We start from the raw sequence: 14,560 nt of genomic DNA on the forward strand, positions 1-14,560 counted from the left end.
GTCAGTGGGCAGCCAGGTCGCAGCCGGTGGCCGTTCGGGCGTAGCTGAGGATCAGCTCGACGGCCTCCTCGGGGCCGATGAGGGGGTGCCTGGCGGTGATGCGATAGCCGTAGGCGTCCTCGAGGGCCACCAGGTTGCGCGCGATCGTCAGGGAGTCGGAGGTCGGGGCGAACACGCCGAGTGCCGTCCCCGTGTCCAGGACGGCCTGGTACATCGACACCTGGCGGTCGTACAGGGTGGTCAGCAGCAGGCCGTAGATCCTGTTGCGGCCGGCGGCCCCGCCCAGCTCGTTCAGCAGCCGCACGTCCGGGTCGAGCGGCCCGGTGGGCAGCCCCGAGCGGATCGTGATGACCAGCTTGCGCGCGGGATCGCTGACGGCCGAGATCTGCCGCATGCGGTGCTCGTAGAAGCGCTCCACGCTGGCGTGGTGCGCCTCGACCAGCAGCTCGCTGAGGTCGGGGTAGTGGTAGAGCACCGCGCCCGAGGTCAGTCCGGCCTCCTCGGCCACGTGGGCCAGCTGCACCCCGTCGATGCCGTGGCGGACGATGGCCCGCCGCGCCGCCTCGATGAGGTCGATCCGCCGGTCCGAGCGACTCTTGCGCGCGGTCACCAGCACCCCCGTTCCTGTGGCGTCATTAAGGTCATTCGGGCACATACTGCCTTGAAGTTGACCATCCCGCTAGACAAGTATTTGAATCGAAATTCAACTGAGCGTTCCCTCCGGAGTTGATCATGTCTCTCACCATTCTGTTCATGCCCGAGAGCGCGTACGGGCCCACGAACAACAGCATCGGCATCGGCGACATCCTGCGCCGTAGGGGCCACCGGGTGGTCTTCGCCGCCGAGGCGTCGTGGAAGGGCAAGCTCGAGGCGCTCGGCTTCGAGGAGGACCTGGTCGACCTGGCGCCCCCCGCCGAGGAGGCCGAGGAGCAGGACCCGGGCCAGTTCTGGAAGGACTTCATCCGCGACACCGCGCCCGAGTACCGCAAGAGCACGAGGGAACAGCTCGAGACCGTCACCAAGCCCATCTGGGACGCCCTGATCGACGGCGTGAAGTACTGCGAGCCCCAGCTCAAGGCGATCATCGAGCGGGTCAGGCCCGACATCATCGTCGAGGACAACGTCATCACCTTCCCCGCGCTGCTGACCGCGGGCAAGAAGTTCGTCAGGATCGTCTCCTGCAACCCGCTCGAGGTCCGCGGCGAGGCGGTCGCGCCCGTCTTCTCCGGTCTGCCCGCCGACGACGGCTCCGAGTGGGGCGCCTTCCGCGCCGAGTACGACCGCACCCACCGCGAGATCTGGACCGCCTTCAACGAGTGGTGCGTCGAGCAGGGCACCCGGCCGCTGCCCGACCTGGACTTCATCCATGAGGGCGACCTGAACCTCTACGTCTACCCCGAGCTGCTCGACTACACCGACGCCCGCCCGCTGGGCCCGAGCTGGCACCGCCTCGACTCCTCGGTCCGCGAGACCGACGAGGACTTCGCGCTGCCCTTCGAGCGCAACGGCGGCGCGCTGGTCTACTTCTCGCTCGGCTCGCTCGGCTCGGCCGACGTGGAGCTCATGCAGCGCGTCATCGACGTGCTCGCCACCACGCCGCACCAGTTCATCGTCTCCAAGGGCCCGCTGCACGAGGAGATCAAGCTCGCCGACAACATGTGGGGCGCGGAGTTCCTGCCGCAGACCAAGATCATCCCGCAGGTGGACCTGGTCATCACCCATGGCGGCAACAACACCACCACCGAGGCCCTGCACTTCGGCAAGCCGATGATCCTGCTGCCGCTGTTCTGGGACCAGTACGACAACGCCCAGCGCGTGGACGAGCTCGGCTACGGCGTGCGCCTGTCCACCTACACCTTCAGCGACGACGAGCTCAAGGGCGCCCTCGACCGCCTGCTCGGCGACGCCGAGCTGCGCGCCAGGCTGACCGCCGAGGGCGAGAAGATCCGCGGTCGCGACGGCCTGCGCAAGGCCGCCGACCTGATCGAGCAGCTCGGCAAGTAGGCCGCGTCCGAACAGCACGACCCCGAGGGAGCACCCCAGCGCGTTCCCTCGGGCCCGGTCCCCGGCCGTCACGGCAGGCGACCGACCCGATCGTTTCCGAGGGAAGACACGATGCGTCAACTGATCAACCCGGCCACCGGCCGGCCGTTCGCCGAGGTGCCCGACACGCCCGTCGCGGAGGTGGCGCACGCCGTACGGCGGGCGAAGAAGGCCTTCGACGAGTGGTCGCAGGCCACCCCCGCCGACCGCGCCCGCGTGCTGCTGCGCCTTGCCGACCTGGTGGAGGCCGACGCGGAGGAGCTGACCAGGCTCGAGGTGGAGGAGACGGGCAAGCCCGCGGCCGTCTTCAGGGACGGCGAGCTGCCGTTCGCCGCCGACAACCTGCGCTTCTTCGCCGGTGCCGCGCGCTCGCTCGACGGCAGCGGTGCGGGGGTGCTCAGCGCCGGCTACACCTCGGTGCTGCTGCGCCGCCCGGTCGGGGTGGTGGGCTCGATCGCGCCGTGGAACTTCCCCTTCGTCATGGCGGTGTGGAAGCTCGGTCCGGCGCTGGCCGCGGGCAACGCGGTGGTCATCAAGCCCGCGCCGCACACGCCGCGCACGACGATCCGGCTGGCCGAGCTGATCGCCAAGGCGGGTGCGCCGGAGAACCTGGTGCAGGTCGTGACCGGCGACGCCGAGGTCGGCGAGGCCCTGGTGACCGACCCCGGCGTGGACATGGTGAGCGTCACCGGTTCCACCGAGACCGGCCGCGCGGTCATGACGGGCGCGGCGCGCACGCTCAAGCGCGTGCACCTGGAGCTCGGCGGCAAGGCGCCCGCCCTGGTCTTCGAGGACGCCGACCTGGCGGAGACCGCGCGTGGCGTGGCCATGGGCGCCACGTACAACACCGGCCAGGACTGCACCGCGGCCACGAGGGTCTACGTCGCCCGCCAGGCCTACGGGGACGCGGTGGAGGCCATTCGCGCTACGCTTGCCGAGATCCAGGTCGGCGATCCGTGGAGCCCCACGACGGACATCGGTCCGCTGATCTCGGCCGCGCACCGCGACAGGGTGCACGGCTTCGTCTCCCGCGCGGCCGCCGACTCGGGAGGCGAGGTGATCTTCGGCGGTGCACCGATCGACGCGCCCGGCTTCTTCTACCCGCCCACCCTCATCGCGGGGCCCCGGCAGGACAGCGAGGTCGTGCAGGGCGAACTTTTCGGCCCCGTCCTCGTGGTGCTGCCCTTCGACGACGAGGACGAGGCTGTCAGGCTGGCCAACGACACCCGCTACGGGCTGGCCTCCTCGGTCTGGTCGCGCGACGTGGCCAGGGCCATGCGCGTCTCGCATCGGCTGGATGTCGGGGTGACGTGGGTGAATGATCATCTGCCGATCGCCAGTGAGGCTCCGCACGGCGGCGTCAAGGGCAGCGGGTTCGGCAAGGACATGAGCCAGGAGGCGGTGCAGGAGTACTCGGTGACCCGTCACCTGATGATCAAGCACGCGGCTCCGGCGGAGCGGGACTCGTTCCGGCCGGCCTAAACAGCATGTGGCGTTATGGGCGAAAAGGCCGGACTTGTGGGTGTTTAGCGAACTTTGTCTCGTTCGCTGATCTGGTCAGGTTGTGTTCCAATTACGATCGCTCCTGCAATCCCATGCGCCACATGCGTGTCAGAGATTTTCGAGCACGCATGGCGAGAGGTAGCGACACTCAGTGAGGACGGAAAACCCCCGGCACGCCGCCCCGGGGGAGGACACAGGAAAGAAGCCCGGGTCGGGCAGTCGTTTCCAGCTGGGCAACTGGCGGGTGCGATCGCGCCTCATCCTGCTCATCCTGATTCCCACGGTCGTGGGCGTCCTCCTCGCGGGCATCCAGCTTGCCAACTCCATCGGAACCGCAGCCGAATACCGCCGCCTGACCCAGGTGGCCGAACTCGTGCAGCGGCTCGGCTCGCTCTCCCACGAGCTGGGCAAGGAACGCACGCTCACCGCCTGGTACATCGCCGACAACCGTCGTGCGGGCCGGCTGTCCCAGCTGCGCAACCAGCGTGACGTCGTAGACGCCGGCAAGAAGAAGGTGCTCGAGAGCGCCAGGGCGATCGACGAGGCCCACCCCCTCCGCGTGCGCCACGAGGTCGACGAGGCGGTCCGCTGGCTCGACGGCCTCGACGGCCTGCGCGAGTCGATCCTCGGCGACAGCGTTCCCGCCCGAGCGGCGATCCGAACCTTCACTTCCATGATCGACGTCATGGAGGGCCTGCAGGGCGAGCTGGTGGCCGCGGGCAACAACGAAGGCCTGCTCGGCGACGCCACCGCGCTCGGCGCGCTGGAGCGCGCCAAGGAGGAGGTCTCGCGCCAGCAGGTCATCCTCGTCGTCGCGCAGATCGAGCGCCGCCTCGACTACGACGACCTGTCGGACTTCCTCGGCTCATGGAACGCCCAGCAGGCCGAGCTCACCGTCTTCGAGGCCGAGTCCCAGGCAGACGACCTGGCGTTCTTCCGCAAGACGGTCAGAGGCCAGGAGATCGACCGCGGCGACGCCATGCGCCAGCGCGCGCTGGCCCAGATGCGCGAGTACAAGGAGATCCGCGACCTCGACATCACCTCGCGGCGCGACCTCAAGCTCTGGTACGACAGCACCGAGCAGACGGTCGACGCCATGCGCAAGGTCGAGGACCAGCTGGCCACCTCGATCGTGGCGCAGACCAGGATGCTGGCCGACGCCGAGCAGCGCAACGCCATCGTCTCGGGCGCCGTCATCCTCGTCCTGCTGCTGCTCGTCCTGCTGATCACCACCCGGGTCGCAGGCTCGCTCGTACGGCCCCTGCGCAAGCTGCGCGCCGAGGCGCTGGAGGTGGCCGGCAGCACGCTGCCCGACACGGTCCGCATCCTGCGCGAGTCCGGCGACGGCGCGGCCATCCCTGAGGTTCCCTCCATCGGGGTGCTCACCCGAGACGAGATCGGTGAAGTGGCGCGGGCCTTCGACGAGGTCCACCGCGAGGCCGTACGGCTGGCCGGTGAGGAGTCCAAGCTCCGCGCCAACGTCAACGCCATGTTCGTCAACCTCTCCCGCCGCAGCCAGACGCTCGTCGAACGCCAGCTCTCGCTCATCGAGGGTCTGGAGAACGGCGAGGAGAACGAGCAGCGGCTGTCCGACCTGTTCAGGCTGGACCACCTGGCCACCCGTATGCGCCGCAACAGCGAGAACCTGCTGGTCCTCGCCGGCCAGGAGGCCGCGCGCAAGTGGACCCAGCCGGTCGAGCTCGTCGACATCGCCCGCGCGTCGCTGTCGGAGGTCGAGGGCTACGAGAGGGTCAACATCCAGGTGCCGACCGGCACACTGGTGGCCGGTCCCGCCGTCACCGACGTCGTCCACCTGCTCGCCGAGCTGATCGAGAACTCCATCTCCTTCTCCCCGCGCGAGACCAAGGTCAGCGTCTCCAGCAACCGCGCCGAGGGCGGCGTGATGATCGCGGTCGTCGACCTCGGCATCGGCATGACCCCTGACGAGGTCGCCCAGGCCAACTGGCGCCTGGCCAACCCGCCCGTCGTCGACGTGTCGGTCTCGCGCCGCATGGGCCTGTTCGTGGTCGGCCGCCTGGCCCTGCGCCACGGCATCAAGGTGCAGCTGCGCTCGCAGCCGACGGGCGGTGTCACGGCACTCGTCGTGCTGCCCGACACCCTGCTGGTGTCCGCGTCGGCTCCCACCCAGACGGGCTTCCCTTACCAGCAGACCCCGGGCTCCTTCAGCCCGTTCGACTCGCCCGTCATGGCGGCCCCTGTCGCCCAGTTCGGCATGGACAGCCCCGACGTTCGCGGGTTCGACGAGCCGATGCACACGCCGTGGCCCGGCACGCTGCCGCCGCCCGGCAACACGGCCTGGCCGTCGATGGGCGAGGACCATGCCTTCGGCGCGGCCGACACGGGGACATCGAGCAACGGGTTCTCCGGCGGCGCCTTCGCCGACGGCGGGACGCGCGACACGGGCTTCCCCGACAGCGGGACGCGTGACGGCGGGCTCGCCGACGGCGGGTTGAACAGCGGCTTCCGGGACAGCTCCTTCCAGGACGGCGCCTTCCAGGACAGTAGGTTCCAGGACGGCTTCCAGGACAGCGGCTTCCAAGACAGTGGCTTCCAGGACGGCTTCCAGGACGGCGGGCTCCGCGACGGCGGATTCGCCGACGCCGGCTGGCCGCCTGCCGCGCCCGCCACGTCCGAGCCCGCCTTCGACCCGTTCTCCAGGAGCCTGCCCGAGCCCGAGCCGCGGCCGATGGACGCCTTCGGCCGCACGCCAGAGCCGGAGGCCCACCCCACCTTCGACCACGTCTCGCGCGAGTCCGCCGGCGCCTTCGGCACCCTGGGCAACGAGTCCCACAGCTCGTTCATGGGGCTGCCCGAGTCCGACATGACCGGCCCGCTGCCCGTCGTCCGTTCATCGCCGATGGACGAGGACGGCGAGGAGTTCCTGCCGATCTTCTCCTCGGTCGGCTCCGACTGGTTCCGCAGGCCCGACCCCGAGCAGCTGAAGGCCGCGAAGGAGAGCCTGGAGGAGGAGCCGAGAGAGGCAGCGGACAGCGCGTCCGCCCAGTACAACGGCCGTTCCTCGCGGCTCGCCGACGAGCAGCCGCCCCCGCAGGACAGCCGCCCGCAGGACAGCCGCCCGCAGGACAGCCGCCCGCAGGGGCTGCCGCAGCGCAGGCCTGGCGAGAGCGTGACGCCGTCGTGGTCCTCGCCCGCCGACAGCGGTTTCCAGGCCGCGCGCGCCGCCGCGCAGCCCGCCCAGGGCGGCACGACCTCCTCGGGCCTGCCGCGAAGGGTCCCCAAGGCCAACCTGGTTCCCGGTACGGCGATCGCGCCCGAGAGCGCGGCTCCCGAACCGCCCGCGCCGATCTCGCCCGACCGGGTGCGCAGTCGCCTGTCCAGCTTCCAGCAGGGAGTTCGGCAGGGCCGTGAATTCACTCGCGACACCCGCGAGAACAAGGAGGACAGATGAGAGAGCTGAGTCAGGGCGCCCGCGGCGTCAACTGGCTGATCACCGACTTCGTGAACAACGTGCCGGGTGTCGCGCACACCGTGGTCGTGTCGTCCGACGGTCTGCCACTTGCCTACTCTGAGGGTTTCCCCAAGGACAGGGCCGACCAGCTCGCAGCGGTCGCCTCCGGTGTGATCAGCCTCACCCAGGGTGCGGCCAGGGTTTTCGAAGGCGGCATGGTCACCCAGACGGTGATCGAGATGCAGCGCGGCCTGTTGATGATCATGTCGATCAGCGACGGGTCGTGTCTTGCGGTCCTCGCCGCGGCCGACTGCGACATGGGTCTGGTGGCGTACCAGATGACGCTGCTGGTGGAGCGGGCGGGACAGGTTCTCACGCCTGCCGTACGCGCCGAGCTGCAGGCGGCGCGCCCCCGCTAGCGGGGGCGTGAGATGGGGGACAGGAGAAGGCTGTGACAGATCAGGGTTGGGCTGGTGATAACAATCAGGGGCGTCAAGGAGCCCCACGCCCGCAGGGGTCGAGCTCGCTGGTCAGGCCGTATGCCGTGACCGGAGGGCGCACGGCGCCCAGGGTGAAGTTCGCGATGGAGGCGTTGGTCTCCTCCGCCACATCCGAACATCGCGATCTTTCTCTCCTCAGTCCGGAGTATCAAGCGATCATCCAGTTGTGCCGGTCGGTCAGGTCGGTCGCCGAAATCTCCGCCCTCTTACGAGTTCCGCTCGGCATCACCCGGGTGCTGATCGCGGACATGGCGTCCGAGGGCCTGATTCGCGTCCACCAGCCTCAGCTGGAAGCGGGTAAGCCGGATCTCAACCTGCTCGAAAGGGTGCTAAGTGGACTTCGCAGGCTCTAGCGGCCTGACCTCGACGAAGATCGTCGTGGCGGGCGGGTTCGGTGTGGGCAAGACGACGTTCGTGGGTGCGGTGTCGGAGATCCTGCCGCTCACCACGGAGGCGGTCATGACCGACGCCTCGGCGCACATCGACGACGTGTCGCTCACGCCGAACAAGACGACCACCACGGTGGCCATGGACTTCGGTCGCGTGTCCCTCGACCGCGACCTGATCCTGTACCTGTTCGGCACGCCGGGTCAGCACCGGTTCTGGTTCATGTGGGACGACCTGGTCCGCGGCGCCATCGGCGCCGTCGTACTCGTCGACACCCGCAGGCTGGCCGACTCCTTCCCCGCGATCGACTACTTCGAAGAGGCCAAGCTGCCCTTCGTCGTCGGGATCAACGGGTGGGACGGCCACTACCTCCACGCGGAGGAGGAGATCAGGGAGGCGCTGACGCTCTCCCCGCACATCCCGCTGGTCCGTCTCGACGCCAGGTCGCGCGACTCGGTGAAGAGCACGCTGATCACCCTGGTGGAGCACGCGCTCACCAGCCACGTGGGTCCTCGCGGCTGATCGCCGCGAGGGCCCGCGGCCCGATGGTGGAGATCCACCGGGCTTGCGGCTATTGTCGGCTCTGATCATGGTGGTGAACCCCCTCACTGGAGAGCCCGACCGCCCGCTGTCGCCGATGCCGCCCGAAGAGCTGGCCGCGACGGCGGGCGAGCTGCGCTCGCGGTCGGCGACCTGGCGCGCGGCCGACAGGGGCGAGGCGCTGTCCGCCTTCGGCGCGGCCATCGCGGGTGACGAGCACCTGCTGGCCGCGCTGGTCGCCGACACCGGCCGCCACGCGGAGTCGGAGCTGGAACGGCGCGCCGTGGCCGCCGTCATCGACCGGTGGGTACGGCAGGCGCCCGCGCTCCTGGCCGACCGGCCCGACGAGCCCGCCGCGATCCCGGGGATCGTGGTAGGCGGGCAGGCGGTGCCGTACGAGTTGGTCGGCGCCATCAGCCCGTGGAACTTCCCTCTCCTGCTCGGCCTGATCGACGCGGTCCCCGCGCTCGCCGCGGGATGCGCGGTGCTGGTGAAGCCCAGCGAGCTGACGCCCAGGTTCATCGAACCCCTCATGCGGCTGGTGCCGCCCGAGCTCCCCCTACGCGTGGTCGAAGGCGACGCCAGGACGGGGGAGACTCTGGTGGGGCTCGTCGACGCGCTGGTGTTCACCGGCGGTGTCGCCACGGGCAGGAAGGTCGCGCAGGCCGCCGCCAGGGCCTTCATCCCCGCCTTCCTCGAGCTGGGCGGCAAGGACCCCGCGATCGTGCTGGCCGGCGCCGACCTCGACAGGGCCGCCACGGCGATCCTGCGCGGCGGCACGGCGAACGCCGGCCAGGCCTGCCAGTCCATCGAACGCGTCTACGTCGCCCGCGAGATCTTCGACGACTTCCTCGGCCTGCTGGTGGCCAAGGCGGAGGCGACATCGCTCACCTGCGAGGGAGGGCCCGTGGGTCCGCTGGTCAGGACCGGGGTGATTCCCGCCCAGCTGGCCGAGGCGGCCGCGCGCGGAGCCGTCGTGCACACCGGCGGGCAGATCGAGCGGCACGGCGGCGGCCACTGGATGCGGCCGACCGTGCTGTCCGGCGTCGACCACTCCATGCGGGTCATGACCGAGGAGACCTTCGGTCCCGTCCTGCCCGTGATGGCCTTCGACGGCGTCGACGAGGCGGTCGCGCTGGCCAACGACTCCGACTACGGCCTGTCGGCGGCGGTGTTCGCGGCCACCGAGGAGGAGGCCAGGCAGGTGGCCTCCCGCCTGCGGGTGGGCGCGGTCAGCGTCAACGACGCCGCGCTGACCGCCTTCGTCCACGAAGGCGAGAAGCACTCGTTCAACCTGTCGGGGCTCGGCGGTTCCCGCATGGGCCCTGCCGCCGTCAACCGCTTCGTCAGGCGCAGGGCCCACCTGGTGAACCGGTCACCCCGATCCGTCTGGAGCGTGTAGCGATGGGACTTCGCGCGGAGATGCCGCTGCTGGCCAGGCACGAGGGCGAGTGGGAGGGGACCTACCGCCACCTCGACAGCATGGGCCAGGTGGTGGACCTGCACCGCTCCCGCCTGACCTGCTCGATCGTCGACGACAGCGTCTACCACCAGGTCAACGAGTACACCTGGGAGGATGGCAGGAGCGAGCGTCACGAGTTCCCCGGCACCTACCTCGGCGACGGGCGCTGCGCCTTCGACACCGAGCGGATCAGGGGCGAGTTCTGGGAGGTCGACGCCTCCACCATCTACCTCACCTGGGCCTTCAAGGCCGAGGACGAGGACCTGCGGCTGTTCGAGCTGATCGTCCTGAGCGAGGACGGCACGACCCGCAGCAGGGTGTGGCAGTGGATCCAGGCCGGGCAGTGCGTGCGCCGCACGCTGATCGACGAGAAGCGCGTCGGGTGACCGCCTACCGGGCGCTCGCCCTCCAGGTCAGGACCCAGGCGGTCAACGGCTCGGCAGAGCCGCGCGCGCTCATCGCCTCCGCGATCGGCAGGATCGCCGCCCAGACCGCCGCGGCCAAGGCATGGGTCGGTCCCGACCTGCGTCTCGTGGTGCTGCCCGAGTACGTGCTCACCGGCTTCCCCTTCGGCGAGAGCGTCGCCGAGTGGCGGACCAGGGCGGCCCTGGCCCCCGAAGGCTCCGAATACCGGGCGCTGGGCGAGATCTCCCGGAGCAACGACCTCTTCCTGTGCGTCAACGCCTACGAGAGCGACCCGCACTTCCCCGAGCTGTTCTTCCAGGCCACGGTCATCCTCGACCCTGCGGGCGAGTGCGTCCTGCGCTACCGGCGGCTGCACTCGATGTTCTCCCCGACCCCCTACGACGTGTGGGAACGCTACCTCGACGTCTACGGCCTGGACGCCGTGCTGCCCGTCGCCCGCACCGAGCTCGGCAACCTCGCCGTGATCGCCTCGGAGGAGATCCTCCACCCCGAGCCGGCGAGGGCTCTGGCGCTGCGCGGCGCGGAGGTGTTCTGCAACCCCACCGCCGAGGCCTCCTCGCCCGCCCTCACCCCGAAGGCGATCGCCCGGCGGGCCAGGGCCATCGAGAACCTCGCCTACGTCGTCTCCGCCAACAGCGGAGGGCTGGACGGGCTGCCCATCCCCGGCGACTCCACCGGCGGCGGCTCCGAGCTCATCGACTTCGAGGGCCGCCCGCTGGCCCAGGCGGGACACGGGGAGTCGCTGGTGGCCGCGGCCGAGCTCGACCTGGCGGCGCTGCGCCGCTTCCGCCGCCGCCCAGGTATGGGAAACCTGCTGGCCAGGGTGAAGCCCGCGCTCTGGGCCGAGGAGTACGGCCGGCACGACGTCGAGCGCCCCGACGAACTCGCCTCGGGGCCGCCCACCAGGCAGTGGTTCCTGGAACGGCAGCGGGCGGCGATCAGGCGGCTGTACGGCCCCGATGCCACCTGAGCGCCCGGCGCTCCACCGCGAGGAACACTCCGTTCAGCACCACGCCGAGGATGCCGAGCAGCACGATGCCCGCCCACATCGCGGGGATGTCGAAGCTGCCCTCGGCCTCGCGCATGCGGTGCCCGATCCCCTCGCTGCTCGCGTACAGCTCGGAGATCACCATCATGATCAGGGCGAGCGCGACGCTCAGCCTCAGGCCCGCGAAGATCTTGGGCCCGGCCGCGGCCAGCACGACCGGCCAGCGTCGCAGGTGGAAGACCTGGGCCGTGTCGAGATACTGCCTGTCGACGTAGCGGGCTCCGTCCATGGCGTTGATGAGCACCGGCCACAGCACGCCGTACACGATCGCGGCCAGCTGGATCGGCGTGCCGACCCTGAAGAAGACCAGGAACACAGGCAGCAGCGCGGCGGGCGGCACCGACCTGCCGAAATGGACGAGCGGCTCCACCAGCGCCGACAGCAGTCTCGAGCGGCCCAGCGCGACCCCGAGCGCCACGCCGGCCGCGGCGGCCACCGCCCATCCCGCGGCCAGCCTGCCCAGGCTCGGCAGCAGGTCGCCCGCGGCCTCCTCGGTCAGGAACAACCGGGTCGGCGGCCCGGCGAACCACATCTCGTGCATCCTGGCCAGGATCGTGGAAGGAGGAGGGAAGTAGACCGCGCCGATCGAGCGGGTGGCCACCTCCCACGCGATCGCCGCGACGGGCAGCAGCCAGTACCAGGCGAGTCGCCTGATCACGCGCCCTCACCCGCCCTCGCCCTGTGCCAGCCGAACAGCCGGCGCTCCGCCGCCGTGAACAGCGCGTTGGCGCCCAGCCCTATCGCGCCGGCCCAGACGGTGGCCGCCAGCATCCTGTCGACCCTGTTGGCGCTGCCCGCCTGCACCAGGAAGGTGCCGATGCCGCCCGCACCGCCCGCGATCAGCTCGACGCTGACCGCCACGATCAGCGTGACGGACACGGCGATGCGCACGCCCGTCGCGATGAACGGCGCGGTGCTCGGCAGGGAGACGCGCCACAGGATCGCCAGGGGTCCGAAGCCGAAGCCGCGCATCGTGTCCTTGGCGACGGGGTCGACGTCGGCCAGGCCGTACATCGTGTTGATCAGCAGTGGCCAGGAGCAGGTGTAGACGACCAGGGCCGTCTTGGCGTCCTGGCTGTCGGTCCAGACGAACATCGCCAGCGGGATCAGCGACAGCGAGGGGATCGGGCGCAGGAACTCCACCAGCGGACGCACCGAGCGCTCCACCGCCGGCACCGTGCCGAGCAGCAGCCCCGCGGGCACCGCCGTGACGATCGCGATCAGCAGGCCTGTCGCGCAGGCGGCGAGCGTCACGCCGACGTCGGCGAGGAAGACGCCGTCGACCACCAGGCCCGCCGCCGTCACGAGCACGGCGGACACCGGCGGAAGCACCTCGATCAGTCCGGTGCGCCCGGCGACCTCAAGCAGGAGCAGGAAGCCGAGCACGCCCGCGACGCCCAGCGCCTTGGTCATCCGATCCTGGCGGGGATCAGCGTGGTGACGTCGGGCTTGGCCTTCAGGTAGCCGTAGCCGTGCAGCAGGTCGGCCAGCTTCTGGAACTCGCCCTTGTCGACGTCGGCGGAGAACTGGCCGAGCTTCATCGCCGCGGCCGTCTCCGCGGGGATCTGCGTGTATGTCGGGATGACGGCGTTGATCGCCTCCCGGTCCGTGCTGGCGATCTGCTGCGCCTTGGCCAGCGCGCGGTGGAAGGCCGCGGCCGTCTTCGGGTTCTTGGCCAGCCAGTCCTCCGACACGCCCCACGCGTCGAGCGGCAGTCCGTCGGTCGGCCCCGAGGTGGTGTCGATGATCTCGACGGCGCCGTCCTTCTTGGCGGCGCTCAGGAAGGGTTCGACCAGCCACGCGGCGTCGATCTTCTTGGTCGACAGCGCCGTGAGCTGGTCGGCGAACGGCACCGCGACGAACTTCACGTCCTCGGGCTTGAGACCCGCCTGCTGCAGGTGCGCGTTGGTGACGGTCTGGCCGAGCGCCCTGAGCACGTTGACGCCCACCGTCTTGCCCTTGAGGTCGGCCGCGCTCTTGACGGGGGAGTCCTTGGGGACCACGACGCTGGCGATGCCCGGCGCCGCCGTCTGAACGTGCTGGAACAGCTTCAGCTTGGCCGCGCCCGAGTCGTTGATGGCCAGCAGCGAGACGTAGCTGGTCAGGAAGGCGTCCATGCTGCCGTTGAGGATCTTCGGCATGACGGCCTGCGGGGCCTGGATGATCTCGGTCTTGACCGTGAGCCCCTCCGCCTTGAAGAAGCCGTTCTTCTCGGCGATGAACAGCGGTGCCGACGAGGGCACGGGGACCACGCCGACGGTCAGCGTCGTCTTCTCCTGAGCCGTGGCGCCGTCACCGCCGCCCCCACCGCAGGCGGCCAGGGCCGACACCAGGACGATCGCCAGTGCTGCTCGCTTCACGCGTGGGTCCTTTCGACGCCGCGCACGAGGCGTCCTACCTCGGCGCGCAGGTGGACGAAGTCGGGATGCTCACGGGTGGAGATCTGGTCGCGCGGGGAGGGGAGCTCCACCTTCAGATCGCCGACGACGTGGGCGGGCGCCTTCGACAGCACCACGACCCTGTCGCCGACGTAGACGCTCTCGTCGATGTCGTGGGTGATGAGCACGATGGTCATCTGATGGTGCCCGCGCACCTGCAGGACCAGGTCCTCCAGGTCCTCCCTGGTCTGCGCGTCGACCGAGCCGAACGGCTCGTCCATCAGCATCAGCGTGGGCCGGTAGGCCAGCGCCCTGGCGATCGCCACCCGCTGCTGCATGCCGCCGGACAGCTGGAAGGGGTACTTCTTGCCCGCGCCCTCGAGGCCGACGGACTCCAGCGCCTCCTGCGCGGCGGCCCTGCGCTGCCGCTTGTCCATGTCCTTGCGGCGCAGGGGCAGCGCCACGTTCTCGGCGACGGACATCCAGGGGAAAAGGGAGCGGCTGTAGTCCTGGAAGACGACGGCCAGGTTGTCGGGGGTCTGCCTGACCAGCTCGCCCGCGATGCGCACCTCGCCGCCCGTGGGCTGGATGAGCCCGGCGATGGAGCGCAGGAGGGTGGACTTGCCCGCGCCCGAAGGGCCCACGACGCACAGCAGCTCGCCCTCGGAGACGCTCAGATTCAGCCCCTCGATGGCATGGTGGGCGCTGGGACCGCTGCCGTAGACGTGGGAGAGGTTCGATATCTCAAGCACGCTGAATCCTCAGGCCGCTGGGGGGTTGGAGTTGTGATCCGGACTCTATCGGAGCATGTGATCGAACGGCCATCGCCTTGACACCTTCCTG

General features: G+C 70.1%; 14 protein-coding genes. 9 read left to right on the plus strand and 5 right to left on the minus strand.

Features of this window, described 5'->3' with window-relative positions:
• Position 1 precedes the first annotated feature (1 nt).
• Positions 2 to 616 (minus strand): TetR/AcrR family transcriptional regulator, encoded by a 615-nt coding sequence (locus ACFSKW_RS27510; protein WP_379575348.1) that lies wholly within the window; start codon positions 614 to 616, stop codon positions 2 to 4.
• Between the two features lie 116 nt (positions 617 to 732).
• Here ACFSKW_RS27510 and ACFSKW_RS27515 point away from each other — a divergent pair, with 116 nt between their 5' ends.
• The 9 genes from ACFSKW_RS27515 (at position 733) to ACFSKW_RS27555 (ending at position 11,261) form a co-directional block, all read left to right on the plus strand.
• Entirely contained in the window at positions 733 to 2,004 is a 1,272-nt protein-coding gene (locus ACFSKW_RS27515) for a glycosyltransferase (RefSeq protein WP_379575349.1), read from the plus strand.
• 111 nt (positions 2,005 to 2,115) lie between these two features.
• Entirely contained in the window at positions 2,116 to 3,525 is a 1,410-nt protein-coding gene (locus tag ACFSKW_RS27520) for an aminobutyraldehyde dehydrogenase (protein WP_379575350.1), read from the plus strand.
• Between the two features lie 172 nt (positions 3,526 to 3,697).
• A complete protein-coding gene (locus ACFSKW_RS27525) occupies positions 3,698 to 6,976 on the plus strand; it encodes a sensor histidine kinase (RefSeq protein WP_379575351.1) in 3,279 nt (1,092 codons plus the stop codon).
• Entirely contained in the window at positions 6,973 to 7,395 is a 423-nt protein-coding gene (locus tag ACFSKW_RS27530) for a roadblock/LC7 domain-containing protein (RefSeq protein WP_354923062.1), read from the plus strand. Before ACFSKW_RS27525 ends, ACFSKW_RS27530 begins: the two co-directional genes overlap by 4 nt.
• A gap of 107 nt (positions 7,396 to 7,502) precedes the next feature.
• Positions 7,503 to 7,829 carry a DUF742 domain-containing protein gene (locus ACFSKW_RS27535; protein WP_358140927.1) on the plus strand — a complete coding sequence of 109 codons (327 nt, stop codon included), beginning with the start codon at positions 7,503 to 7,505 and terminating at the stop codon, positions 7,827 to 7,829.
• A gap of 4 nt (positions 7,830 to 7,833) precedes the next feature.
• A complete protein-coding gene (locus tag ACFSKW_RS27540) occupies positions 7,834 to 8,385 on the plus strand; it encodes a GTP-binding protein (protein WP_379575440.1) in 552 nt (183 codons plus the stop codon).
• Between the two features lie 73 nt (positions 8,386 to 8,458).
• On the plus strand, positions 8,459 to 9,805 hold the full coding sequence (locus tag ACFSKW_RS27545) for an aldehyde dehydrogenase family protein (RefSeq protein ID WP_379575352.1): 1,347 nt from the start codon (positions 8,459 to 8,461) through the stop codon (positions 9,803 to 9,805).
• Between the two features lie 2 nt (positions 9,806 to 9,807).
• On the plus strand, positions 9,808 to 10,251 hold the full coding sequence (locus ACFSKW_RS27550; protein WP_379575353.1) for a DUF3598 family protein: 444 nt from the start codon (positions 9,808 to 9,810) through the stop codon (positions 10,249 to 10,251).
• Positions 10,248 to 11,261 carry a nitrilase-related carbon-nitrogen hydrolase gene (locus tag ACFSKW_RS27555; protein WP_379575354.1) on the plus strand — a complete coding sequence of 338 codons (1,014 nt, stop codon included), beginning with the start codon at positions 10,248 to 10,250 and terminating at the stop codon, positions 11,259 to 11,261. The genes ACFSKW_RS27550 and ACFSKW_RS27555 overlap by 4 nt, the downstream gene beginning before the upstream one ends.
• On the opposite strand, the gene ACFSKW_RS27560 is transcribed toward ACFSKW_RS27555, so the two are convergent.
• From ACFSKW_RS27560 to ACFSKW_RS27575, 4 genes are read right to left on the minus strand one after another with little or no spacing between them, the layout of a single operon-like run.
• Positions 11,230 to 11,997 carry an ABC transporter permease gene (locus tag ACFSKW_RS27560; protein ID WP_379575355.1) on the minus strand — a complete coding sequence of 256 codons (768 nt, stop codon included), beginning with the start codon at positions 11,995 to 11,997 and terminating at the stop codon, positions 11,230 to 11,232. The two genes, ACFSKW_RS27555 and ACFSKW_RS27560, sit on opposite strands and share 32 nt — an antisense overlap.
• Complete coding sequence (locus tag ACFSKW_RS27565) at positions 11,994 to 12,752, minus strand: ABC transporter permease (protein ID WP_379575356.1); 759 nt, start codon at positions 12,750 to 12,752, stop codon at positions 11,994 to 11,996. Before ACFSKW_RS27565 ends, ACFSKW_RS27560 begins: the two co-directional genes overlap by 4 nt.
• Positions 12,749 to 13,699, minus strand: coding sequence for an ABC transporter substrate-binding protein (locus tag ACFSKW_RS27570; protein WP_379575357.1), 951 nt, complete (start codon positions 13,697 to 13,699; stop codon positions 12,749 to 12,751). Before ACFSKW_RS27570 ends, ACFSKW_RS27565 begins: the two co-directional genes overlap by 4 nt.
• A complete protein-coding gene (locus ACFSKW_RS27575; RefSeq protein ID WP_379575358.1) occupies positions 13,696 to 14,469 on the minus strand; it encodes an ABC transporter ATP-binding protein in 774 nt (257 codons plus the stop codon). Before ACFSKW_RS27575 ends, ACFSKW_RS27570 begins: the two co-directional genes overlap by 4 nt.
• Positions 14,470 to 14,560 lie beyond the last annotated feature (91 nt).

Source organism: Nonomuraea mangrovi, assembly GCF_042681425.1.
Lineage (GTDB): Bacteria > Actinomycetota > Actinomycetes > Streptosporangiales > Streptosporangiaceae > Nonomuraea > Nonomuraea mangrovi.

Bases quoted from the DNA above. Each gene is read 5' to 3' on its own strand.
- ACFSKW_RS27565 (WP_379575356.1), bottom strand. From the start codon at position 12,752: ATGACCAAGGCGCTGGGCGTCGCGGGCGTGCTCGGCTTCCTGCTCCTG.
- ACFSKW_RS27530 (WP_354923062.1), top strand. From the start codon at position 6,973: ATGAGAGAGCTGAGTCAGGGCGCCCGCGGCGTCAACTGGCTGATCACC.
- ACFSKW_RS27520 (WP_379575350.1), top strand. From the start codon at position 2,116: ATGCGTCAACTGATCAACCCGGCCACCGGCCGGCCGTTCGCCGAGGTG.
- ACFSKW_RS27515 (WP_379575349.1), top strand. From the start codon at position 733: ATGTCTCTCACCATTCTGTTCATGCCCGAGAGCGCGTACGGGCCCACG.
- ACFSKW_RS27550 (WP_379575353.1), top strand. From the start codon at position 9,808: ATGGGACTTCGCGCGGAGATGCCGCTGCTGGCCAGGCACGAGGGCGAG.